The sequence below is a fragment of the Sphingobium sp. SA916 genome, assembly GCF_002894065.1.
Classification (GTDB): Bacteria; Pseudomonadota; Alphaproteobacteria; order Sphingomonadales; family Sphingomonadaceae; genus Sphingobium; species Sphingobium fuliginis.
The window spans coordinates 1-23,510 of the sequence record NZ_LXYF01000036.1; the positions used below are offsets into that span (position 1 = coordinate 1).

The window sequence follows — 23,510 nt, forward strand, 5'->3', positions numbered from 1 at the left end:
CATGACTGGCGACACCACTGGGCATCGCACTGCGTCATGGCCGGGATCGACCTCATCACCATCATGAACATGGGCGGCTGGAAGTCGCTGCGCATGGTCCAGCGCTATTCCAGCGTCAGCGTCGATCACATGCGCGAGTCCATCAACAGGCTAAGCTGAGGTGGGGTCGTCTGGACCAAGGCGAGATTTGGGGCACGCCGCGCGGTCTGCTCCATTTTTGCGCGGAAATAATAACTCCAAACGATCAACGAAGTCACTGGAAATAGCACCATTTGATGCTATGTTTCGTGCCTGAAAAGGAGCAGTTTTATGCGGACTACAGTCGCTCTCGATGATGAGCTTGTCGCGAAGGCACAGGCTTTCACCGGCCTGACCGAAAAATCGTCACTCGTTCGCGAAGCGCTGAAAGCCCTCATAGAAAGGGAGAGCTCAGCGCGGCTTGTCCGCCTTGGTGGCACTGAGCCTCATGGTGAAGCCGCGCCACGCCGACGCCCCGATCCTGTATGATCTTGGTCGACACTTCCGTCTGGATTGATCATTTGCGTCATGATGATCCCGTCCTTTCCCAATCGCTCAGCAAACGGCAGGTTCTCTCCCATCCTTTCGTCATCGGGGAGTTGGCACTGGGCAGCCTTCGGCAAAGAGACCTCATTCTCGAAGCGCTACGTGGATTGCCATCAGTTCTCGTCGCGCACGACGAGGAAGTTCATGCCTTCATAGACCTTCATAGGCTATTCGGTATTGGCATCGGCTACATCGATGCACACCTGCTGGCAGCAACCCTTCTAACGCCTGACGTGCAATTCTGGACACGTGACAAGCGGTTGCGGGCCGCGGCCTTGCGTCTGGGCGTGGACGCGAATCTGGATCACTAGCCTCGGCGGCTTGATCTCCGGCACCGGCTTGGGCGGAATCCAGTTGAACCGCGCGGTGCCTTTTAGGCACTGACTGAACACCATATGCTTCAAACAGTCTGAAAATCTGGTATCAGTTGCAAAGCCAAACTGGCGGGCGATGAAATCGGCAAGCAAAGCATCCGGTGTGCGCTCTGGCAGACCGTTCAGAGCGTAATAATCTTCAATCTGCCGCCTCGCCGACCCGCCAGATGGAAGGGCAAGAAGCCAGTATGTGTCTGGTGAGGCTACCCTGCGGAGATTGGCACTCTTTATCTCCGCGCAAAATGCGGAGAATATGGCGACATACATTAGGGAACCGCTGGCCCCAGTTACACTGGAAACAGGATCAGCTCGCCACGGTCAATGCGCTGTCCCGATCGGCCTGCTCGCTAACCCGTATCGCCGGCAAGCGCGGTGCAGCGCTCGCCGATAATGGCCAATACTTGACCTTGGACGGTAATAGCGGCCTCGGCCTCCGCCGCGAAAGCCGGTAGGCGGATGGTTTCGACGGCTTGTGCGAGGCTGCCGGTCAATTCAGCAATGGCTCTCTCCGCATCGCTTTGGGGCAGGCCGATCGTGCGCGCCAACGTCATGAAATCTCGGCGCATCAGCCGATCGTCCTTGCCGTTGAGCTTTAACGCCATGCGATCGGCGCCGAGACCCGGGAATACCCGCGTCGTGACTGCATCATAAAGCGGGGCGAAACGAACAGAGGTGAAGACCCTGGCATCCGGTTCTGCGATTTTGAGCAGCGCGAGGTTCTTGAGATGCATGTCGCCATCGGCGATCAGCCAGGCGAAAACCGCGCGGCGGAAGAGAATGTTGAGATCGGCCGCAGGGGCGGTCGACAGCGGCCGCAGTCCGCGCGCCATCCGCTCCATCGTCCCATCATATTTGGCCGCCGCGGGAAGATCCAAGACCGAGCAGAAATCCTCAAGCGCGATCTGCCTCTGATCATCTGGCCCCCGGCGGATGTCGAACCGCTCCACAACGAGCGCGGGGGTCATGCCATCGGGCATCGCCGTCAGGGCCACGTCAGGCGCTGCAAAACCTGCGGCGCGGCCAAGTTCAAGGCAGAGCCATTCCACAATCGGCAACATCTCGAAGCCAGCGGTGCCTGCCGGCTTGAGGATATGGGTGAATGGCAGGCCGATGGCCGGGAGGAGTACGCCATCGGGCGTCAGATGCATCGGTGCCTTGATCTGGACGCCCGACAGGCGCGGCGTTTCTGCGCGAGCGAATATGCGCGCGAGGTTCTGCTCGAAGCCCTCCTTGATTGCGCCGCGCGCCGGGCCATCATAGCGGCCGGTGAAGCGGCCTGCGTCGATAAAGCCGTTCAGCCTCGTCGTGAGAATGTCCGCCGGCAGTGCCGCCAGCCCGTCGCGGGCTTCTACCACGGTGATGTTCGACATATAACGCCGCCCACGCTTCAACGCCGCGCGCTCGTCGCGCTCGTGAAGCACCCGGGCGAGCCAGCCTTCCGGTAAGAGGGACTCGACAAATGCCGGAAGTTTCCCGGGCGTTGTCTCCCGGACGAGCCCCGGCCCTGAACGCCGAGCCGGCTTCCAGCGCCACTCAAAGCCGTCATGAGTCAGGCGGCCGAGCGGCTCGCCATGCCATGCGATCATCAGATCCAGCGCCGCCTTGTTGACGGGTGCTTTGGATGTGCTCGGCTGCGCCAATAAGAAGCGTTCCGCACCTTCGCCTTCGCGATACCAGCCATTTTCACGCGCGAGCGCCCAGACTGCATCGGCTGCATCCTTAGGCGTGCCATGCTCCTCGACGAGGCGCGCAGCCATCTGGACGCGCATTTCGGCAGTAATGGCACTGGCATGCTCGCTGCGCAGGCGAAAGGCTTCCAGAAAGCGCTGTCGGGGTGAGGACGCGTCGATGCGCAACTCGCCCAGATCGTCGCCGATCACTGCTGACGCGGTCGAAGGATGCGGTGGCGCTTCGTTCTGAACGATCTCAAAGCTGCGCAGCCTCGTGCGCTGGTTGCGCCTGCCGCTGATAAAGAGCCGGCCATCGGGTGTCGGCGCAAGCAGCACGGCGCTCGCCGACGAAAGGTAGGCATGGGGATAGAGATAATGGGCGATCCTGATCGCATGATTCAATATGGCAGCGTCTGCATCGACATTTTGATCGACATATACGCCCCGCACGAGTTGCACGAGCTCGCCGGCTCGCGCGCGCTGGTGCGCGCGCTTGGCATCGATGGTCTCGCCGACCAGATGGATCGTCATAAGATTATCTCGCATTTCAGATACGCGATAATTCCACTGGCTGACGGAATAGGCAAGAATTATCTCGCATCTGACATGCGTGAAATTCCAAAGGCCAGAGCGGAGCACGCCGACGGACCTAGCAGCAGCGGGCGTCGAGCGGGTCCGCAGTCATCTCCACCGCCGCCCTTGATCGACCCCAAACGAAGGCTTCTCCGACGGTCCCGATGCTCGTTTCTATAAATCGCGATATGGGTGATTTATAGCAGGTTAATGTCGAAACCCGCCGCCCTTTCAACTGTCAATCGGCGTCCGAACGGGGCTCTGACTCATATTTGATGCAACTGGCTGGTAGGGTTTGGCTGATTTTCCATGGAGGATCAGCAGCATGCCTCGTCGATTGCGTAATGGAGCGTTGGTGCCAGCGGGCCTGGTGGTAGAACAGGTCGACAATGCTGGAGCGGTGATGGAAATCGCGGTTCGTTCGGCAAAGCCATATTCTCGGTGCCCAAGCTGCGACGTGAAGGCGGCGGCGGTGCATAGCCATTACTCTCGGCGGCTGGGTGACCTTCCGCTGGCCGGCCGATCCGTTCGTCTGGTTCTCAATGCGCGGAGATTCCGCTGTCGGACAGCGAACTGTGCCAGACGTATTTCGCCGAGCGCTTCGATACAGAGGTCGTGAACCTGGGCGCGCCGAACCAGTAGGCTCGGTGTACTGGTCTTTCATCTCGGCCTGGCACTTGGCGGCCGGCCCGGCGCTCGTTTTGCCAATCGGCTGATGGCGCCCGTCAGCAAGGATACGCTTCTGCGGTCGATCCGTCGCCGTGGCCGTCCTGAACATGCTGCACCCACGGTGGTCGGCATTGACGATTAGGCATCACGGCGCAATCAGCGTTACGGAACAATTATTTGCGATCTAGAACGGCGTAGGCCGATCCGTTTGCTCTCCGACCGGGAACCGGCCACCGCACGCGGCTGGCTCGTGGGACAACCACAGATTGAGGTCGTCGCCCGGGACCGCGGAGGTGGATATACGTTAGCCACCGCCCAGGCCCTTCCCCACGCCCAGCAAGTGGCTGATCGTTGGCATCTGATGGAAAATGCCAGCCACGCCTTTCTCGATGCGGTTCGCTGCTCGATGCGCGAAATCCGTACGGCGATCGGCACGACCATCGTTAATCCGGAGCTGCTCACGGCGGCGGAACGCTTACAATATGAGGGCTATCTTCGCCGGCAGGAGAACAACGAGGTCATTTTGAAGCAGGCAAAATCTGGGCTCGCTATCAAGGAGATCGTTCGCCGGACCGGGCGCAGCCGAGGGTATGTGCGGGCTGTGTTGCGTGGTCAGCGGACCGATATCTTCCGCACTCGGGAAAACTCCCTTGAAGCCTGGTTGCCTTGGCTCGATGCCGAATGGGCTGGTGGCCAGCGCAATGCTGCAGAGCTTTGGCGGCCGATGCGGCAGCAGGGCTTCGGCGGCTCGCTTCGGGTAGTGACCGAATGGGCAACGCGGAAGCGGCGAGCGGAAAAAGCGGAGGGATTGCATCGGGTTCCGTCAGCTCGAACCATCGCGCGGCTGATGATGGTAGAGCGCGAAGCTCTGTCGAGAGCTGAAACGATCACCGTCGCGGCGATCGAGGAATCCGTCCCCGAACTCGTCGAGGCACGCGACATCACCGACGCCTTCCATGTCATGCTGCGCAAGAAAGCGGTCTCCTCTCTCGATGCCTGGCTTGAAAGGGCACGTCAGAGCTTGGTGAACTCCTTCGCCCGCGGCATGATCAAAGACATTGATGCCGTTCGGGCCGCGATCGCCTCGAACTGGTCAAACGGGCAGACCGAAGGCCAGATCACCAAGCTCAAGCTCGTCAAGCGGCAGATGTACGGCCGAGCCAAGCTTGACCTCCTTGAGGCCAGACTGATCGCGGCGGCGACATGACCTCCGTCATCAAAATTGCGTCAGAGCCCATATTGCACGCCGATCCACAGCTTGATTGATCGGAAACGCACTGCCTGGCATGCCGCACCGGCTAGTAAGGGTTCGAGGGCGAGCAGACCGTCCATTTTCGACCAAGCAGTGATGGTTCGAAAAAAGATGCCCGGTGTGAGCACTTTCGAGGCGGGGCTGGCGATGGTGTCGCCCACGGATGAGCGACTTTGCGGCCGCCGCCGACGCAACTGACAGCTACTGAAAATGGCCCCGCCTCAGTAGGGGGACGAAGGCGGGGCCAAGACTTCTTCCAAAGGGGGAGAAGAGCAATGATATTGCGCCTTTCTGACCGAGTCGTCCATCGCGCAGATGGAACGGCTTTGGATGCGGCGCTATGCGTCCACCGACATAATCCTAAATTGCCACCCTGGCCCTTACCCCGCCAGCATATACGCATGCCAGCGACGAAATGGCTCCTTATCGCGCGAGTGCCGTAATATCTATCCGGAACGACCTTCATGAACAAAGTCATGTCAGTGGCGGCATGGCAGATGGATTGCCCGCCAAAATGCAAATCGGGTGGCCCTGATGAAAATTGTCCCGCCTCTTCGTGGAGGGAGGCACGAAGAGGCGGGAACGCGACCCTGTGGCTTCTTGGCTCGGGATAAATGAAGGATAGCGCTTATCTTTGGCCATGTCTCATCAGGAATCAAAGACTTGCTGAGAGATGGGTTCATATTGGTCACTCAAACTGGCAGCTATTACGGGGTTTGATGCTCCTCCCGCCCCTCGGCCACCAGGACGAGATAGTCGCGTATTCGAGAGCGGAACTCCTCCGCCAGATGAATATGCATCCGGCGGCCATCCACGGTATCCGGCGCCCGGATCACGGCCCCCTTCTCGCACAGCTGATTGAGATAGCGCAGCGCCGTCGTATGCGGCGCTCCCGAAGCGATGCAGGCGCTGCTCACTGAAATGGCCTTCCCCTCTGTTTCGGCAGCGAAAAGGTCCAGCAGCATATGCCAGGCCGGATCGACGGTGATGCCGAACGGTAACACCGCCTGCCGAGCATCGCTTTCCCGCAACAAACGCCGCGCCAGGGAGCCAAGACGCTTCTCCGCCACGTCATCCATCGAAGAAGAGGTTTCCTGCCCCCCGGCATCGACAAGGATTTCGGAGGGTCCCGTCAGCGATCGGATGGTTTCGCTGAGGCGGGCAAGATCGTTTTCGATCGCCTTCAGATCCGTGGGGCGGAGCAGTGCTGCGCGTTGGCCGAACATGGCGGTCATCCTTGAATCCCCCCATTTTCGAGCCTCCTCGAGGCACGTTGATCCATCAGCACGCCGACGGCCATGACGATCAGGATGGGAATGCCCCAGGCGGTGGTCATGCTGTAGTAGACCTTGGAAACCAGCTTGGGCGCTGCCCAGGCAACCAGGTGCGAACAGACGCCATTGAATTGGAAGGCCGCTGCCCAGATCGGCCACCATCGTGACGAGGTCAGCGCGAGATAGATGAACCCGATCAGCAGCAGCAGGTCGCCGCTGAACACCAGAGGGTTGGGCTTGCCGAATGGATGATGGCCACCCATTCCGATATAGGTGAGCACGCTCGCCAGCATGACGAGCAAGGCACCTGCTTTTCCTGCCCAGCCACCTTGGAGCCAGACATAAAGCGCTATGCAGATCAGAGCTGCATTGAAGGCGGCGGACAGATCCATTCGACTTCCCCGAGATAGGCGGCCTCTCAGGCGGCGGCACTGCCGGGCATATCGCCGAACAGCGACGGCACGCCCGCCTTGCCGCTCTGCATTTTCTCCCGGGGGCAGCCAAAAAGATTCTCGTCGGCGACCTCGGAGCGCTTGCGGATGCGGTGCGCCTTGCTATGCGCCTCGACCAGGCTCTGGCGGCTTTGCAATATGGCGTTTGTACAGCGTGTAAGGTCGGAAAAAATCTTCTGCCCGCTTAGAGGATCAAGTCCCATGGACCGCCCCACTTCGATCATGTTCGCGCTGGCCCGGAGCGTGTGGGCGAGTAAATCGTCGAGCTTGGCGTAAGCCATGTTCAGGTCGGTGACCACCGTCTGGGCGGCATTTTTGCTAAGCGGCATGGGGCTGTCAGCTTTGGACATGGGATCTCCTTGGACGACGAGCGTCGTCTTGAAAGTCGGATTGTCTGAACGCGCGACCGCTATGAAAAGAAAGACATGATCCACAGGCCGGCCGCGACAAGCGCGGCAACCGTTCCGCCGATCATGAGCGCCAGGCTCAGGATCCACTTCATGCGTTGCAACGCATCTAGATCATTGTCTCGGCCTCCCAGCGGAGGGATGCGCAGCGCTTGATGTTCGACCGGCATCTCCTGCCCCCCAACAATCGACATTTGCGGGGCGAGGGCAACCTCTTCCGGTTGATATATCAATGGCTGATATGTCTGCCGTCCCTCCACCTCAGAGAGGATGCGGGCGGCTTCGAAACGATCGGCAACCCCCAGCGCGCGCAATGCCTGGCGCACCCGCTGGTTCACCGCATGATCTGATTTGCCGATCTGCCTGGCGATCTGCTTGGTGTTGAGATTCTGGGCGACCAAGCGAAGGCATTCTTTCTGCTTGTCAGTGAGGCGCGAGATGTCCGGGTCGCTCATGTGCTTATATCCGGCGTAGGGACGATGGCGCGCAAATCGACCGGGGCGCCAAATTTCATTCGCATATTCATTCCGCCATGGTGCAAGGCTGCCCCTCCCTCAGCGCAGCGTGGGGCAAGCGATTCGACGCCAAATTAGATAGTATTGTGATTCATGAACAGGCCGGCTTGGTCTGCTCGACCGCACGAAAGACTGGCGTGCGTCATGGCTGGGGCGCTGTCTCTCGACATCTTCGAGCCCCCCTATCCCATTGCCGAACATGCGGGTGATGATGCAACACCATCAGGCACCCGGCCTCACCTGGTTGCGGCAACGGCTCAAGAAATCTGCATCGATGCAATGGGAAGGGCCGCCAAGTCTTCCATAGACGGCAAGACGATGGTGATCACTCTAATCTATCGGGAAATGTCGATGCATATTGCCAGATGAAAACCCATCGGATAAATCCGATGCATGGATCCGAACCTCGCTCTCAAAGCTCTTGCGGCGCTCGCACACCCCACGCGGCTCGATGCCTTTCGCCTGCTCGTCCGGCATGAGCCCGACGGTCTGTCCACGGGGGCGCTCGTGGAAGCCAGCGGCCTGAGCCAAAGCACCCTTTCCACCCATCTCGCTGTTCTGGCGAAGGCTGGCCTCGTCAGCGCCGACAAGCGCGGCCGGCATCAGATTCAGCGCGCCAATATCGACACGCTTCGCGGCCTCATGATCTTTCTCGCCAAGGATTGCTGTCAGGGCCGCGCCGAACTCTGCGAGCCGCTGCTCGCCGACCTCACTTGTTGCTGAAGGACCGGGCGCCCGTGACCACCATCGTCATCTATCACAATCCCGGCTGCGGAACTTCGCGGAACACGCTGGCGCTGATCCGTAATTCGGGGGTCGAGCCGCATGTCGTCGAATATCTGAGGACACCGCCGTCGCGCGCACTGCTCATCGAAATGATCGAGCGCGCCGGCATGACGCCGCGCGCACTCCTGCGCGAGAAAGGCACGCCTTATGCCGACCTCGGCCTGGGTGACGATACATTATCCGATGAAACCTTGATCGACGCGATGATGGCGCACCCCATTCTCATCAATCGTCCGCTGGTGGTGACGCCGCTCGGCGTGAAGCTCTGCCGGCCGTCCGAGGCAGTGCTCGACATCCTGCCGGATGCGCAGCGCGGAGCCTTCGCGAAGGAGGACGGCGAGCAGGTCGTCGATGGGGCGGGGAACCGCATAACGGCCGCGTGACCCGGCGTGCCGTCTTCGCCGAGGCGGCGGGCAGCTTCATGCTGTTCGCCACGGTCATCGGCTCGGGCATCATGGCCGAGCGGCTTGCCGGCGGGAACGTCGCCATTGCCCTTCTCGGCAATACGCTCGCGACCGGCGCGATTCTGTTCGTCCTCATCACGATGTTCGGGCCGGTGTCCGGTTCCCATATGAACCCGGCCGTCACGCTGGTCATGCGGCTGCGCGGCCACATCCGCACCGATACGGCTATCGCTTACGTTGCTGCCCAACTCGTTGGCGGCATAGTTGGCGTCTGGCTCGCGCATCTGATGTTCGACGTGCCGATCCTCCAATTGTCGGCCAAGATCCGCAGCGGTCCCGGCCAGCTCGCGGGCGAAGCCATCGCGACATTCGGGCTGATCCTCGCCGTCCTCGGAACGGCGAAGATGCGGCCCGAGAGCATCCCCATCAGCGTCGCGCTCTACATCACCGCAGCCTATTGGTTCACCTCGGCGACCAGCTTCGCCAATCCTGCAATCACCATCGCCCGGTCGTTGAGCAACAGCTTCGCCGGGATCGCCCCGGCCTGCGTGCCCGCCTTCGTCGCTGCCCAGCTTGTCGGCGCGCTGGCCGCGCACTTCGTTGCCGACACGATCTTCGCGGAACCGCATAGCGAAACCGCTTAGATTGGATCTTCTTCGATACGATCCGGTCGAGCTTCATTTCGCTGGTCTGTTTCCCCGTCCCATCTGATTTCGGCAGGCCAAGGGGTCTGCCGGTCCATCATGCGGTAATGCCGCCAAAGATTCTGCGGTTTAGGAGCTTTGTACAATCCAAATAGCAGGCTTGGACGTATCGAGCCGATGGATTCTGCCGACCGAAAAATCATAGCATTGGCCGCGCGGATCGCGCGGGTGGAGCGTGCAATGGAAAAACTGGACCGGTTGGATTTAAAGATATTGTCCTATCTCCAGGAACAGGGTCGCGTCACGAACGTCGGTCTGGCGAACGCCATCGGCTTGTCCGCCAGTCCATGTCTCAGCCGGCTGAAGAGGCTGGAGGATGCAGGTTACATAAAATCCTACGGTGCGCGGGTCGCGCTTGAGAAAATGGGCGATTACCTGATGGTGTTCACGGAGGTGACATTGGCCGATCACCGCGTTGCCGATTTCGGGCGCTTCCTCGCGCGAGCGAGGGAAGTATGCGAAATCGTCAAGTGCCACATGTCAGCGGAGGCTATGACTATTTTCTGAAGGTCGTCGCCCGCAGCGTCAGCCATTATCAGCGCATCATCGAGGGGCTGCTGGAGAGCGACGCGGGCATCGAGAAATATTTCAGCTATATCGTTCTGGGTTCTCCAATCATGCGCGACGGCTTTCCGATCGGGCGCCTATTTGGCGGTGCGGAGTAGGGGGGGCCGCCTGCTTCCATGATCGCAGCTGTTGCGGCAGGCTCGTGCCCACTGCCGGAAATTTACCGCCCGGCGCCGATCGAGCTTGCGACGCCGATGGGTTCGCGACATGCCGCCAGAGCCGAACCCTGGCAGATCTGAGAAGTCACAGGCTGAAGCCGAACCCGATCACCGCCATGGTCGAATGCGACGCATCGCCCGACTGACGCGCCAGCCGACGGGTGCCGCCAAGCAGTCGTTCATGGATCACCGCTGTATAGATATTGATCTTGGGCGTCAGCCGATAGCGGAGGCGGAGCGTCCCTTCGCCTTCGGTGAGGCCGGAGGCCATGCCCTGTCCATCTGCGCCCTGCGCGGACCATCCCACCGACACGCGTGGTTCGAGATAGAGCCGCCCTGTGATCGGCACCTGATAGATGAGTGTAGGCATTCGGTGAAGGCCACAGATCAGGCGGCTTCGCGTTGATCCTCTGCGGTGCCCAGTTCCAGGGCAGCAGTTCGTGGAGACGGTTCTGGGGGATGTCGGCGATGCGCGCGAGAACGTCGGCGAGCCAGCCCTGCGGATCGATATCGTTGAGCTTTGCTGTGCCGATGAGGCTCAGCATGAAGGCGGTGCGCTGGCCGCCGCGGTCTGAACCAGCGAAGAGCCACGATTTTCTGCCCAATGCGATACTTCTCAGCGCGCGTTCCGCCGCGTTGTTCGAGAGGCAGATGCGGCCATCATCGAGGAACGCGGCGAAGGCCGGCCAAGCCTTGAGCATGTAATCCATGGCCTCGGCCACATCGCTGTTCTTTGACAGCTTTGACCGGTTGTCGCGCATCCATTCTTCCATATCGGCAACCAGCGGAGCGCTGAGCTCCTGCCGAAGGGCGAGGCGCTCCTGGGCTGGTCTGCCGTTGATGGCGCGCTCAATGTCGAAGATCGCGTCGATACGGCGGACCGCCTCCACCGCCAGCGGCGAGATGACGGCCTTTTTGCGGCGCTTCTTGAGCTGCGCGGCGACATCGGCCAGCTCGAAGAAATAGCGGCGCGCATGGCTCCAGCACAGGGCGCGGGTGAGCGGCGCCGGCAGGCGGTCGGCATGGAACAACGCATTATAGCCGGCATAGGCATCGGCCTGAAGAATGCCTCTCCAACTGCGAAGATGGCCCACAGGATGCTCGCCCCGCCGGTCGCGGGAATAATGGAAGATCGCTGCGGGCGGCGCAGGTCCGCCAAAAGGTCGATCATCCGGACATAGGTCCAGATCCGGCCCGTAGCGGTCTTGGTCTTGACCAGCACCGGCACCGTCGTATCGTCCCCATGCAGTCGCTCGGCCGCCAGGACCTAGGCTTCGATCAGCAGATAGAGCGGCATCAGCGCGGCGGTGCAGGCGCCGACCTGATCGGCCAGGTTGGAAAGGCTCAGATCCACGCCTTCCCGGGCATAGCGGTCCCGCTGGCGGTTGAGCGGCTGATGCGCGCCGAACTTCTCGAACAGCAGCATCGCCAGGAAGCTGGGACCAAAGAGCCCGCGAGGCGTCACATGGAACGGCGCCGGCGGCTGCGTGATCTTCTCGCAAACACGACAGGAGAACTTCTCCCGCACGGTCTGGACCACCTTCCATTGGCGCGGCACGACCTCAAGTGTCTCGGTAATATCCTCACCCAGCTTGCACAGCCGATCCGAGCCGCAGCAGGGGCAGGCCTCGGGCGCGGCGATGACGACGCGCTCGCGCGGCAGATGCTCGGGCAAGGGCTTGCGGGCGGGCCGCTTGCGCTCGAACGGCGCGACGTTGGTCTTTGCCGCTGCCAGGGCAGCCAGGAGCTCATCTTCGCTGGCGCCGGTCTCGCACTCTTCGAAGGTCAGTTCCATCTGGTCGAGCAGATGGCACGTGCGTTCGGATCGCTGGCCAAAAAGGGTGCGACGCATCTTCTCGTTCTGCAGTTCGAGAAGGGCGTTACGGGCTTCCAGGTCGGCGTTGATCGCCTTGATGCGGGCGACTTCAGCGGCGACAGCCTCGGCAGCGGCAAGCCGCTCGCGAAGGCTGTCGATCTCTGCTTGCGCTTCGGTCCCCATGGCCAATGGCATAGCCAAAAAGCACCGGAATCCCTAGCTTCTTAGGTCATGCCGTGGCTTTTATCCGGCCAATGTCGGGCGCCATGTAGCCTGCGGATTACGCCAGTCGATCGCCTCCAACATGCAGGCCATCTGCGAGGGAGAAATGGCAATCACGCCGTCCACCGCAGAGGGCCAGATGTACTTCCCGCGCTCGAGACGCTTGGCATAAAGCGACATGCCGATGCCATCATGCCAGATGATCTTGCAGAGGTCGCCGCGGCGCCCCCGGAATGTAGAGATCGCCCGCGAAGGGATCGCGTCCGAAACTCTGCTGCACCTGCAGGGCCAGGCTGCGCATGCCGCGCCGCATGTCCGTGTGCCCTGTTGCAATCCATATCCGAACGCCGGAGGGAACTGGGATCACGGCTTGACCGACCGCAGCACTGCCGAAACCAGCCCAGGGGATGCGCCAGCGGGAATGCGCACGATCGCCCGCTCGAACTCCACGACAATCGCCGTCCCAATGACCGGTGCCGGATCAGGATGCACCTGCACCTCGGCAAAGCCCTGCGCTGCCTGCTCCATCTGTCGCCGCCACCTGTAGATCTGGTTCGGCCGTAGATCAGCACGGCGGGCAATCTCCGCTACGTTCGCCCCGGCGCCGAGACTGCCGCGACCAGCTCTCGCTTCTGTTCGTCGCTCCACACCCGGCACCGCTCCGGCCCTGAAATTACTGTGATCTGGCTCATCGCACCGTCCTTAGTATCGGTGCAAACACCGGCGCTTGCACCAGTGCCATCTCGAAATATCAGCCGATCACCGCAAGGCGGCCCTCACCGGAGCGATACAGATGAGTTGCCCTTCACCTGTCAGTTGCGCATCGTCCGAGAGGAAGAGGTAGCTCTCCCAGCTAAGGCGCGAGCCCACTGTGCCCTGCACTCCGATCGCGGCGTGGAGGTCGCGCGGATGGGGTTTGAAATCCTTCCGCACACCCGCCAACCACGTCATGTTTCTCACCGTATGTCCAAAGAAGAGGCGCGCCTGCACCTCATCGATCTGACCGCCCAGCGCTCCGCCTCCCTGAGTCACCAGCATGACCTGATCGGTCGCACCGCCGTAGGAAAAGGTCCCGTCGAGAAGAAAGGCATCGTCCCCCTTCCCCATCCGCGTTTCGATCAGGTCGAAGCCGCCCGACAAGGTCGACGCGCTCTTTCCTTCATTCTGCGCCATCACTGGCGAGCAAATGGCTGCGAAACACAGCGCCGGCAAGGCGACACCGAAGAAGCGCCGTTTCTGTCCCGATCCCCGTTGCGGCATGGAAGAACAATAATGGCCAGCGTACGGTGTTATCGCGCGAAGACGCGCTTCCACTGCCCCCTAGGATGGCAAATTATTACTGGCGCGCGGCAGCTTATGCCGCGATGCGAGGCGCAGAGCCAGAAGCAGAACCTATCACCAGACTACTGGCAGACGCGCGGTCCCCCGCCAGACAATTAGTTTCCATTGTGCAGAAGAACGCCGCCGTCCGAGGTCAACCGGCCGCCATCAAAGGCGCCCGTGAGTTTCTTGCGTCCTACCGCTGGAAACGAATCAGAGGCGCGCTATCGTCGCCCTCGGCGGGTGTGGCCTGTGGCATTTTTTGCCTCGTTGCAGTTTGGTCTAGATACCCAATTTCCTGCAACAAGCCAATGGCTTACGCTACTCCCGCCAACCCCGCACATACAGCCTCATGAATACGATTGGCTAGCCCGTGGGACCAGCAGGAATGCGATGAGATAGAGTAGCCCAGTGATGATCAACAGATTGGAATAACCTGTGAAAAGCGCAGAATACTCCAGACAGCCGCCGACGATCGTTCCAAGCAGATTAATAGCAAAAGCCGATTGCGAGTCAGAGGATTCCTGGAACCTCTTTGCGAACGCAATATTGGCCAGGAAAATCGGCAGAAATGCAAGAACAGTCGCGGTGATCAGCCGCGGGTAGAATGGCAACGGCAGAAGCCACTCTGGCCGTACATACCAGGCAATCGCTAATGACGCAGCAATCCCGGCAAACACCACCGGAAGCGGTGGAGTGCGCAGCTTCCGTGTCGTCTCAACCGCAGCGAGTACGACGACCAGAACGCCGGCGAAGACCAGGGCATTGACGAACCAAGTCGTCCCGAAAAGCAGGGCGAAAGTCGCGACATTTTTCGTTTCCAGGAGCAGGAACGCCGCTCCCATGAAAAACAGGTCGGCATAAGGTCGCATCTGCCGGATGGGTCCGCCCAGACCCCGCACTGCCAAGAGCGATGCCGCCAGGATAGCGAACAAAGTGACCGTGTAGAGCGGCGGGAATGAGCCACCCTTGAAATAGAGGAACGGAGCATTGTCAGTAGCCGGAGCAACGCGCTGGTCTGCACCTACACCCCATGCCTGCTTACAACGCTGGTCCGTCTGCCTCATCGCGACGGCGATCACTGCCTGCGCTTCGTTAAAGGTGTCGACACATGGAGCGTGACCGAACGTGGACGCCGCTGTACCGGCTAACCGATCAATCAGCCATTTCTCGCGATAATAATTGTACATCGCGAAAGCACCGTTCGGCTTGAGGTGACGACGTACTGATTCCATCGCCTCTTTCGTGAACAGAAAGGATTCCAGACGAATTTGGGAAGCTCCGCTAACCAGTGTCAGGGAATCCGGCAAGGCGAACAGAATCAGATCGTATTTCCTGTCCGTGCTTTCCAAGAAGGCGCGGCCGTCGTTGACGTGTCGGGTCACTCTTGAACTTACATAGGGACGGTCGATGTTTTTCTCAGCACCGATCTGTAGAATGCGCGGGTCGATATCCACCGCATCGACATGCTTCGCGCCTTCCTTGAGGGCGATCGCAACATCGGAACCTGAACCAGCACCGATAATCAAGACACTCTCTAGGCTGTTGCCGGGAAGACGAAGATAAGGCGTTCCGTAAATCCGTTCGCCCTGCCCGATTTTCCATTGGGCCGGAGCCATCAGTTGATGTGGAACGCCATTAGCCTTAATCAACAGGAAGCCTTTCTCAGCGGCACCAATGTCGGGAACCTCCTGTGTGGTAATCTTGTAATAGGGCGACCAACTCACGCCGGGAGACAACGTCTCTGCTCCAAGCATTAGGACCAGCGCGATCGACCAGGCGCAGGCGACTAGCCGTCGTGGCCGATCAGTCAGCCACAGATAAACGGAGACGACAATAAGCCCCCAGCATATTGGCGGCGCCTGCATGAAGCTCAGCGCGGAAAAGGCAATAATTCCGATCAGCGATCCGATGAGATCGTAACGATAGGCCCATAGAGGCGGTATCTTGCCGAAGCATCGGCCGACTGCCTCGGCCGGTCCAGCAAGGATCACCGCAACCAGCGCGAATACAACAGGTAGCGCAAGCCATGCCGGGGGACCACTGATGGTCAGCGACGTGAAATAAATCACATCAGATCCGCTACGCTCAATGCTGACTGGAAATTTCAAGACACCGATCACCAGAATGGTGAGGAGAGGCAACGAAACAGGGATGATCGACCAGCTTTTGCGGCTGACAAGAAAACCGGCACCGATCCCCAAGAATGATCCGAGCAGCACGAAATTGGAGAAATAAGACAGGTGAACCACGTTGGCCCCGAGCCAACGGATCAACGCCAATTCCAAGAACAGCATAAGAGAGCTTGCCGCGACCAGCCGGGCTGCAACTCCCTGATTCTCTCGCATTCGAGCATTAATCGGAGCCTGGACCGCCATATCGTCTATCGAAACAGCCCAGTCAGCAGAAACAGTCTCAGCTTGATCCATCGTGCCCCCCCGAATGCCGCCCAAACCGGCGAAATTTATACAGCTCTTACTTCATCGACAGGCGCAAAAGTCTTCTACGCGCGCAGTCAGCTGGACTTTCGCCAGGTGAACAGACTACCCATCACATAATTCCATACCGATCCAACTGCCGCTCCGGCCAACCCCGCAAACCACCAATCATAATGGGAGCCGAATAACATTTCGCCTACCCCGACATTGGCAATCGCCCCCAGGCCGCAGATCGCATAGAAGCTAAGGAGACCTGTCAGCATTCGCAGCCCCTTCAATCGCTGATCCCGATAAGTGAAGCTGTTGTTCAACAGGAAGTTGAATGTCATCGCAGTCAATACGGCCACCGTCTGGGCCGTACCAAAGGCGGCATGAGCCGAGATAAGAGTCAACAAGACTATCATGTGAACGCCCAAGCCCAAGGCACCGACGCAACTGAACTTGAGGAACTTGATCGGTACCAAATGTCCGACCCGCTTTTCAGCCAGCATTTCCAGATATTGAAGCGCAACTATGTTGTCGAGCTTGCTTTCTCCATGTTGCCGCGTGCGGAAAGTGTATGGAAATTCCGCCACCTCCAATGGCCGTGGCGCCGATGCCATGATGTCGAGAAGAATTTTATAACCGATGCCGGAAAGGCGTGGTGCCAGTTCCGCAATTGTCTCGCGACGGACCGCAAAAAATCCGCTCATAGGGTCGCTGAGCGGCGTCCGTGCGATGGCTTCGGCAAGACGTGTCGCAAATGCACTGATCCACGCGCGTTTGCGATCCCACTCCCCGATCGAACCTTCGGCTGTGTAGCGGGTGCCAACGGCAACATCGTTGCGATCTTCGGTAATGGATTGATAGAGCTTCGGTAGCAGTGTCTCATCATGCTGCAAGTCGCCGTCGATCACGGCAACGACGGGTGCGGTGGATGCCATCATGCCTTCGATCACCGCAGAAGAAAGCCCGCGCCGATTGAAGCGCCGGATGAGCCGGATACGGCGATCTGTGGCGGCGAGCTGGCTGATTAGTTCCGGGGTGCCGTCACAAGAACCGTCGTCGACGAACATGATCTCCCATTCAATCTCGCTCAGGACATTGCTCACACGGTCAATCAGTTCGGCGATATTGGCCCGCTCATTGAGTACAGGCACAACCACGCATAGCTCCAACGGGCGTAAGGCGGAGCCGATTTCGGGCCGATGTAAAGCTTGCTGCATGGAATCCCCCCAGAGGTCGCTTCACTGCCATTATATCGAACTGATTAACGAAAGAAAAAGTATAGATTGCCGAGGTTACTGATCGTGTCTGAGCAGGACATTCTGGACTGACCAATGTTCCGCTGCATGCTGATTGCAGCCGCCCGGTCGGACATATAGGCACACGCGAGCGTTGGCCGCGTTTGCGTCGGCTTCGAATCCCGCGCATTCCACGCGATGATAACCGGTACTGGCGCTTATCGAGCCTTGGGGTGCTATAATTCCATTGAATCCTGCAGCCGCGTTCAGGAAATCCTGACGGTTCATTTGATCAGCGTTGCTCCATCCGGTGAGATAGGTCGGGATGTCCCGATGGAGATAACTGTACCCGCCAGTTTGCCAGAACCGCAGATGATGCAGTGCGAGACCGCAGCTTCCCGGAGCGGCGCCATATTTCCTGACTAGTTGCATGCCGGGGCCAAAGGCAGTCCAGCGCGATTGCATCGGTTCAGCCACCGCCAGGCTCGTTGAACTGCCGAGCCAGAGGAGTAGCAGCGCGGGTACCACATAAGATGCCCTGACGTTGAACCGAGCAGAAAATCGTACCACCAACTCGGCCGATCCTATGGCAGCCAGGATAATAAGGATCGTGACAGTCAAGAATATGAAGCGATATTCCTTGTGTCCTATGACCATGTGAACAGCAAGATTGAGAATGGCGACCCAAAATATCGCTCTATTTTTCTCTATTGCTGGAAGGATAAGCAGGAATAGCGGGGCTGCTGCCCAACCCCAATATTGCCAAATCAAAGCGAGGTACGCGATCTGGCTGTCAACACCATAATTGGCCGAGCGGTTCAAGATCAGATTTTGCCTGAAATTTTCAACGATCCAACTGAAAGGGATCTGGCCCATCGCCAAATCTACCACCGTTGCAAGGATCAGCGCGGCGAGGCCGCCGATAAGAATGGGAAGCCAACAACGACGGATGTTGGAAACACTGCTTATGAGAAGCAAAAGCATAATTGCGGGCGCATATTGGAAGCGGAGTATGAACGCCAACCCAAGCAGAAAGCCAGCCCACAGCCATTGCCGGTACGACACATCCCTGCATGTCAAAAGGGCGGCCGCTGGCAATATGCAACCGGTGGCCAATGTTTCGGTCAGCAGATGGAGGGAGAAGAATATCTGTTCAAACCAGGTCGCCGCCACAAATCCAGCAATCCAACCATGGACAGGACCCATGCGCCGACCGATGGTCCAGGCTGACCAAGTGATAGAAAGGCCGGACGCAATTGATAGGAGGATCGGTAGTTTGGCGTACAGGAGCGTCGACGGCGCGATGACATGACCCAATGCCATCAGGGGCGTGGCAAGCAAGGGAATAAGCCAGCTACGCATCCCGTATCGATATTCCCAAGGTATCGTGCCGTAGCCGAATGTCAGACGGTGAGCTGGTTCTAAATATTGAAATATTTCATCGGGATGATGTATTGAAAAAGGCCAAACGGCAAAAATTCGCACAAGAAATGCAACGAGCAACAGCAGGATGATTTGCGTTCTGTTGCTCACTGAAAATCGTTCCTTGCGTATATGATTTGCTGCCGGCCTCCGAACACGTCGGGCAGACGGACAACCTCGTGATAATGTGCGGCGATGGCGGCATCGATCATGGCGGCCGTGTTCCGGTTGCGCGGGTGGTCCAAAATCTTATCCGCTACCATAATAGCCGAAGGGAGCGTTCGCAGCAGGCGTTTCATTTCGCGGGCCGCGTCTATAGCCTTGCTTTCACCGGCATTATTCAAATGCTCTGGGAAAATATAAGGCGTAGGAAGGCAGGATGACGTTAACAAATAAAGGATGGGCGGGCCATCGTTCACATAAATGCATCCGTGTGCTGCGTAGGGGCGCAGAGCGGTGACCATGGAATTAATATGATGCTCGCGGATGGTCGGTACGCCCCAAGCCGGCATTGCAAACGAAATTATGTACCATACGCCACCGGCCACTAAGCCGATGCCCATACGCGGGAATAGAGTTGCGCTCAGAATGCTCAGTGGCGCGATGGCCGGGAGTGCATAGTGCGCGTAATTATTCCCTAGAGCGAAAAATCCTCCGATTGCCGCCGCTCCCCAAGTCACAAGGAAAAGGTTTTTGGCTTGAAACGGACGTCGCAAGAGCAACAGGGTTGCTGCAATGGCCATGAGCAGCAAGGGCAGGATGGAATAAACTGTGCCTGCCAAGAATTCCAATCTCCTTGCAGGCTGCGGCGGGACAACTCTCATGATCGAAAGGAAGTTGGCGTCAAAGAATTCGTAGAAATGCCCGCCTAGCACATATGCGGCTGCGACTGCGACAGTTGGGGTGAGGGCAATCGTAATAAGAACCGAACCGAACCGGATCAGGTCAAATATCGAAGCGCCATCACGCCATTTGATCTGCAGTAGCCACAATCCGAAGACCATTCCCTCGAAAACCACCGAATATTTGATCTGTATGGCAATGCCGCAAAGTGCCATTGCTATGTATGCGTAACGATGAACTGATCGACTGGAGGCGGATCCTTGTGCTTGCAGGATTAGCAAAGCGGCTACCGCCATCGGCAGATTGTAGAACACCGGGGCCTGTCCCCCCATGCCTCCAAGCAGCGGCAAAAAAAGAAGATACAGAAGCCCGCCGAGGATAGCGCAGCCATTATTGCAGAAGCGTAAGCAAATTTGCCGAATGACGATTGCCGTCATGAATGCGCTGAAAAATGCTCCTATCTGATAGGCAACTATCCCAGTTGGACTTAGCGGGCGCAACAACGCATAAATCAGGAAGAGCCCGATGGGCTTGCGGTCCCATATGTCAACATAGGGCAGGGCTCCATGCCAGATGCGGTCAGCGACGAGCAGGTAGAACTCCTCGTCCATATGAACAGCCGGATCGCCTATGAATGTTACTCTCGTGAGTATAGTTCCAAGCAGAAGGAGGACCACAGCTAAAAGATGCGAATTGCCAAATGGCCGAACGGCAAGCCTCACCTCATGTGTGTGACCAGCCCGATGATGCAGCCTTTGAAACCAATGCCGGCCGGCAACGCAATGAGTATCGCTTGATTTCAATTCGGTCATGGCTCGACGCGACAGCATCCTTTAACTAAAGATCAGAACCGTATTCGTTTCGAGGGCATAAATAAATATTGGCCGGAACACCAGCCTTTCTCCGATGGAAGAGACGTCCAATTTTTGAGACGGGCAGGTCCGGCTGACGTCCGGCGGCTATGGCACGGGGAGCAAGGGCTCTATTGTTAATCAATGCCTAACGGGCGGTATCAAACGTTTCCAACCCGCAGGACATTGATGGTATCGATGAGCGATACTCCAAAGCCGAGTGAGTAGAATGTTCCGACCGTCTCATTCTCACCTCCGATTTCGCTCCAGCAACCGATGCAGACTGGCGACCGGAATGAGCGTGGCCGAACCGATCTTGACCACATCGATCGCCCCTTGCTGGATCAGCTCATAGAGCTTTGACCGCCCGATCCCGGTCATCCTAACTGCGGTCCCGATGCGGACGCTGATCGGCGCGATCATATGATCCTCTGGAGCTTGAGGCTCCTCTAAAGGCAATGATCTGGGCTCGACAAAATTCCGTGTGACACGGCGCATGAGAAATTCCTTTCGGTGAGAAGATAGGGTGAAGATCAAGCGGGGTCGGCGGGCCGGAATGGACCGTTGGGTCGACTCTGCTGCCAGATGGCCCCGCCGTCTGCGCCGCTTCTTTGCCCGATGAGACGTATGTCCGTGGGACGATGGCGGCCGTTGGTCGCATCGGGACTGTCGGCATCGTCTGGAGCGCTGGCAGCGGTTGGATCGATGGTTTCTGACGCTATCGGATCAAGCCGAACCGCCGGTTCGGTGCGATCGACATAGGCGGGCTGATCCGCCTTTGCGGGATGATAGCGGTCAGTGAACCGGATCACCGGAAGATCCCGCCCGAACCGCAGATAGCCGGTCAGATTGGGAAGGTTCACGATCTCGGTGGGAAGCACCAGCGGCCGCGTAACCTGCGTCCGCGAGAGGCTGACCCCGTCGCGCATGTCGTTGACGCCGTAGGACATGCCCTCATTGGCTTCGACCTGCTCGACCTGCCCCAGATTGCTGGAAATATGCCGCGCGGTGGGCTCGTCATTGGCTCGCAGCGCGACCCAGGTGGAGCAATAGCCAGTGAGGGCCGCCGCCTCCTGCCGACCATAGGTCGCCTCAAGCTGGGGATAGGACTGAAATCCCAGGATACCGCAGCCACCATATTTGCGGGCACGGGCCAGGAAATCCGAAAGCGACGGCAAGCGTTGCAGCGAAGGCAGTTCGTCGATGACGCAGTAGAGCCGTCGCTGCTGATCGGGTGTCATGCTCATGATCGCATTGATGGCGATGTCGAGCCACATGGTGATAAGCGGGCGGAGGGTCGGCAGCTGGTCGGCCTTGACGGTGATGAACAGCCAGCCGTCGTCATCCTCATTGGTCACCCACCGGCGGATGGAGAGACCAGCTCTCGTGTCGTCAAGATAGCGGAACCCGCGCAGCACGGAGGCGAGTTCGGCCTGGATACCAGCCGATGTCCTCTCCCCTTCCTGCGATATGAACGCCGCGCCGTCAGACCCTTCCACGAATTCGGCCAGGCTCTTGAGACCCGAACGGGTAATGACGTCGAGCATCACCGAAATCAGCATCCGGTTCTGCTCCTTCAAGCCGCGCATGACCGCAACCAGCGTGCCCCGTGCCGACTTCGCCCAGAAAGGATCCTTGCCGCTGTCAGGCACGACCGATTCCGCGATCTGATCGTAATGATAGTCGATAGGGGCATCCATCCAGGGCGCCCACTGAGACGATCGACTATCGAAGGGATTGAGGATGATGTCCTTGCCCGGACGGTAGAAGCGTTCGACGAAGCTGCCCGCCGTGTCATAGACGATCGCACGCTTGCCCTCCTTGCGGATGCCCTCGAGCATGACGTGGAGGATGTTGGTCTTCCCCGTTCCGGGGGCACCGCTCAGCAGCAGATGCTCCGGCTCGTAGGCGGCCGGAATCTGAATGCCACCGACCTTGAGGCAGCCCTTGGGTAGTCGCCGCAAGCGCCGCCGCAACTCTCGCGCCTTGGCGAAGCTCGCCCCGCGCAGGAACTGATTGGAGCCGATATGCCGCCCGGATTTGGTGAAATAATACCAGACGGACAGCATGATACCGAACGCGATGAGCGCCGCGCCGCTGCCGTAGAAGAGAAGATATTCCTGTCCCTCGGCCAGCGCCTTTCGGGCGGCGTTCGACTGGAGGATCGCATCGGCCCGGGTCCAGTAGCGAAAGCCGGCCGGCGTCATGAACTGGATCGCGCTCGATGGACTGCCCACCACATAGACCTGAAACCAAGCCTCGCCGATCCGCTTCAGCAGATATTGCGTATAGGCCGGCACCCACTCCAGAAGCGCCCAGCCGGTGAGCATGACCCAGACGATGAGGCAGGCAATGCCGGTCTGACGGATGACCTGCATCGTCATCCGCAGATTGTGAACAATGGCCTGACCGCCGCGCGTCATGGAGCCCAATGTGTCGTTCCGGAAGATGCTCATTGTCCATCCTCCCCACGATAAGAACCGCCGTGCGCGACATCAGCCAGCGGGTCCTCGGATGGATCGAGTAGCCCCCGGTCCCGCATTAGCAGGCGGGCGTTGGCCGTCCCCCGGGCGAGCAATTGCGGCGACTGGTCGGCTACCAGTTCCGCGACCAGGGCGTAGGTCTGGATCGCGATGCCCATCAGTTCATCCTGGCCGGTGAAGATGTAGCCGCCGCGACCGACAGCGACATCCTCGATCAGGGGCCGGACGAGGGCGGAGATGGAGAGATTGGCGGTAGCAGCACGGCGCTTGAGGCGGCGATGCAGCTCTCCGTCGAGTTGTATGGTGATCACGGGCATGTCAGTTCCTTTGTTCAGGGACCGCCGCCACGGTTGGATCGAGATAGCAGCGCGCCGATCCGCATGAACAGAGGGTGCGCACTGAAGTGCGCATCTTCGGATTGACCGGCCCGCACTCTTCTCAGGTCGCTGGGAACAGCCCGCCATTTGCCCCGGCCAATAGCCTTATTTGCCGGACTTTTTCGTTTCGAACCAATGGACTATGC

Annotated in this window: 24 protein-coding genes and 4 pseudogenes; 9 read left to right on the plus strand and 19 right to left on the minus strand. The window is 59.1% G+C overall.

Annotation, left to right across the window (positions count from 1 at the left end):
• The 3 genes from A8G00_RS10795 to A8G00_RS10805 all read left to right on the plus strand — a co-directional run.
• The coding region (locus A8G00_RS10795; protein ID WP_172451831.1) for a tyrosine-type recombinase/integrase at positions 1 to 159 on the plus strand (159 nt) is incomplete at its 5' end.
• 150 nt (positions 160 to 309) lie between these two features.
• Positions 310 to 507 carry a type II toxin-antitoxin system VapB family antitoxin gene (locus A8G00_RS10800; RefSeq protein ID WP_013041066.1) on the plus strand — a complete coding sequence of 66 codons (198 nt, stop codon included), beginning with the start codon at positions 310 to 312 and terminating at the stop codon, positions 505 to 507.
• Entirely contained in the window at positions 504 to 875 is a 372-nt protein-coding gene (locus A8G00_RS10805) for a type II toxin-antitoxin system VapC family toxin (protein WP_103000661.1), read from the plus strand. The genes A8G00_RS10800 and A8G00_RS10805 overlap by 4 nt, the downstream gene beginning before the upstream one ends.
• 410 nt (positions 876 to 1,285) lie before the next feature.
• Here A8G00_RS10805 and A8G00_RS10810 read toward each other — a convergent pair whose 3' ends face one another.
• Complete coding sequence (locus A8G00_RS10810) at positions 1,286 to 3,139, minus strand: HipA domain-containing protein (RefSeq protein ID WP_103000662.1); 1,854 nt, start codon at positions 3,137 to 3,139, stop codon at positions 1,286 to 1,288.
• Between the two features lie 367 nt (positions 3,140 to 3,506).
• On the opposite strand from A8G00_RS10810, the pseudogene A8G00_RS10815 reads away from it, so the two are divergent.
• Positions 3,507 to 5,057 (plus strand): annotated as a pseudogene (locus A8G00_RS10815) (ISL3 family transposase).
• Positions 5,058 to 5,077: 20 nt separating this feature from the next.
• Here A8G00_RS10815 and A8G00_RS24790 read toward each other — a convergent pair.
• The 5 genes from A8G00_RS24790 to A8G00_RS10835 form a co-directional block, all read right to left on the minus strand.
• Positions 5,078 to 5,263, minus strand: coding sequence for a hypothetical protein (locus tag A8G00_RS24790; protein WP_146032587.1), 186 nt, complete (start codon positions 5,261 to 5,263; stop codon positions 5,078 to 5,080).
• A 546-nt stretch (positions 5,264 to 5,809) separates the two neighbouring features.
• Positions 5,810 to 6,328, minus strand: a complete 519-nt coding sequence (locus A8G00_RS10820) for a hypothetical protein (RefSeq protein WP_146032588.1) — start codon at positions 6,326 to 6,328, stop codon at positions 5,810 to 5,812.
• A gap of 5 nt (positions 6,329 to 6,333) precedes the next feature.
• A complete protein-coding gene (locus tag A8G00_RS10825) occupies positions 6,334 to 6,768 on the minus strand; it encodes a hypothetical protein (RefSeq protein WP_103000663.1) in 435 nt (144 codons plus the stop codon).
• Positions 6,769 to 6,794: 26 nt separating this feature from the next.
• Positions 6,795 to 7,178: a hypothetical protein gene (locus tag A8G00_RS10830; protein WP_048577276.1), complete on the minus strand. Its 384-nt coding sequence runs from the start codon at positions 7,176 to 7,178 to the stop codon at positions 6,795 to 6,797.
• A gap of 59 nt (positions 7,179 to 7,237) precedes the next feature.
• A complete protein-coding gene (locus tag A8G00_RS10835) occupies positions 7,238 to 7,690 on the minus strand; it encodes a helix-turn-helix transcriptional regulator (protein WP_103000664.1) in 453 nt (150 codons plus the stop codon).
• Between the two features lie 204 nt (positions 7,691 to 7,894).
• Between A8G00_RS10835 and A8G00_RS10840 the strand changes: the two genes are divergently transcribed.
• The 5 genes and pseudogenes from A8G00_RS10840 to A8G00_RS10860 all read left to right on the plus strand — a co-directional run bounded on the left by A8G00_RS10840 (position 7,895) and on the right by A8G00_RS10860 (position 10,309).
• Positions 7,895 to 8,119, plus strand: a complete 225-nt coding sequence (locus A8G00_RS10840) for a hypothetical protein (RefSeq protein WP_103000665.1) — start codon at positions 7,895 to 7,897, stop codon at positions 8,117 to 8,119.
• Positions 8,120 to 8,143: 24 nt separating this feature from the next.
• Complete coding sequence (locus tag A8G00_RS10845) at positions 8,144 to 8,473, plus strand: helix-turn-helix transcriptional regulator (protein WP_103000666.1); 330 nt, start codon at positions 8,144 to 8,146, stop codon at positions 8,471 to 8,473.
• A 14-nt stretch (positions 8,474 to 8,487) separates the two neighbouring features.
• Positions 8,488 to 8,919: an arsenate reductase (glutaredoxin) gene (arsC, locus tag A8G00_RS10850; RefSeq protein WP_044660227.1), complete on the plus strand. Its 432-nt coding sequence runs from the start codon at positions 8,488 to 8,490 to the stop codon at positions 8,917 to 8,919.
• The gene (locus A8G00_RS10855; RefSeq protein WP_103000667.1) at positions 8,916 to 9,584 is read left to right on the plus strand and encodes an MIP/aquaporin family protein; all 669 of its coding nucleotides are present in this window, start codon (positions 8,916 to 8,918) and stop codon (positions 9,582 to 9,584) included. The genes arsC and A8G00_RS10855 overlap by 4 nt, the downstream gene beginning before the upstream one ends.
• Positions 9,585 to 9,824: 240 nt before the next feature.
• Positions 9,825 to 10,309, plus strand: a pseudogene (locus tag A8G00_RS10860) (Lrp/AsnC family transcriptional regulator).
• Positions 10,310 to 10,454: 145 nt separating this feature from the next.
• Here the strand turns inward: A8G00_RS10860 and A8G00_RS10865 are convergent.
• The 13 genes and pseudogenes from A8G00_RS10865 to A8G00_RS10920 all read right to left on the minus strand — a co-directional run bounded on the left by A8G00_RS10865 (position 10,455) and on the right by A8G00_RS10920 (position 23,304).
• Positions 10,455 to 10,739, minus strand: coding sequence for a copper resistance protein B (locus A8G00_RS10865; RefSeq protein ID WP_103000668.1), 285 nt, complete (start codon positions 10,737 to 10,739; stop codon positions 10,455 to 10,457).
• 49 nt (positions 10,740 to 10,788) lie between these two features.
• Positions 10,789 to 12,368 (minus strand): annotated as a pseudogene (locus tag A8G00_RS10870) (IS66 family transposase); the annotation flags it as partial.
• 60 nt (positions 12,369 to 12,428) lie between these two features.
• A complete protein-coding gene (gene tnpB / locus A8G00_RS10875) occupies positions 12,429 to 12,740 on the minus strand; it encodes an IS66 family insertion sequence element accessory protein TnpB (protein ID WP_216365612.1) in 312 nt (103 codons plus the stop codon).
• A gap of 30 nt (positions 12,741 to 12,770) precedes the next feature.
• The gene (locus tag A8G00_RS25615; RefSeq protein WP_253257972.1) at positions 12,771 to 12,935 is read right to left on the minus strand and encodes a hypothetical protein; all 165 of its coding nucleotides are present in this window, start codon (positions 12,933 to 12,935) and stop codon (positions 12,771 to 12,773) included.
• 30 nt (positions 12,936 to 12,965) lie between these two features.
• Positions 12,966 to 13,064 (minus strand): annotated as a pseudogene (locus A8G00_RS25620) (hypothetical protein); the annotation flags it as partial.
• Positions 13,065 to 13,166: 102 nt separating this feature from the next.
• Positions 13,167 to 13,580: a copper resistance protein B gene (locus tag A8G00_RS10885; RefSeq protein ID WP_216365613.1), complete on the minus strand. Its 414-nt coding sequence runs from the start codon at positions 13,578 to 13,580 to the stop codon at positions 13,167 to 13,169.
• Positions 13,581 to 14,077: 497 nt separating this feature from the next.
• Complete coding sequence (locus A8G00_RS10890) at positions 14,078 to 16,156, minus strand: methyltransferase domain-containing protein (protein WP_216365614.1); 2,079 nt, start codon at positions 16,154 to 16,156, stop codon at positions 14,078 to 14,080.
• Between the two features lie 86 nt (positions 16,157 to 16,242).
• Positions 16,243 to 17,370, minus strand: coding sequence for a glycosyltransferase family 2 protein (locus tag A8G00_RS10895; protein WP_103000670.1), 1,128 nt, complete (start codon positions 17,368 to 17,370; stop codon positions 16,243 to 16,245).
• Between the two features lie 75 nt (positions 17,371 to 17,445).
• The gene (locus A8G00_RS10900) at positions 17,446 to 18,921 is read right to left on the minus strand and encodes a hypothetical protein (protein ID WP_172451834.1); all 1,476 of its coding nucleotides are present in this window, start codon (positions 18,919 to 18,921) and stop codon (positions 17,446 to 17,448) included.
• A complete protein-coding gene (locus tag A8G00_RS10905; protein ID WP_103000672.1) occupies positions 18,918 to 20,264 on the minus strand; it encodes a hypothetical protein in 1,347 nt (448 codons plus the stop codon). The genes A8G00_RS10900 and A8G00_RS10905 overlap by 4 nt, the downstream gene beginning before the upstream one ends.
• Before the next feature lie 489 nt (positions 20,265 to 20,753).
• Positions 20,754 to 20,885 carry a helix-turn-helix domain-containing protein gene (locus A8G00_RS10910; protein ID WP_367379449.1) on the minus strand — a complete coding sequence of 44 codons (132 nt, stop codon included), beginning with the start codon at positions 20,883 to 20,885 and terminating at the stop codon, positions 20,754 to 20,756.
• A 152-nt stretch (positions 20,886 to 21,037) separates the two neighbouring features.
• Entirely contained in the window at positions 21,038 to 22,960 is a 1,923-nt protein-coding gene (locus A8G00_RS10915) for a type IV secretion system DNA-binding domain-containing protein (protein ID WP_103000674.1), read from the minus strand.
• Positions 22,957 to 23,304: a CopG family transcriptional regulator gene (locus A8G00_RS10920; protein WP_103000675.1), complete on the minus strand. Its 348-nt coding sequence runs from the start codon at positions 23,302 to 23,304 to the stop codon at positions 22,957 to 22,959. The genes A8G00_RS10915 and A8G00_RS10920 overlap by 4 nt, the downstream gene beginning before the upstream one ends.
• Positions 23,305 to 23,510 lie beyond the last annotated feature (206 nt).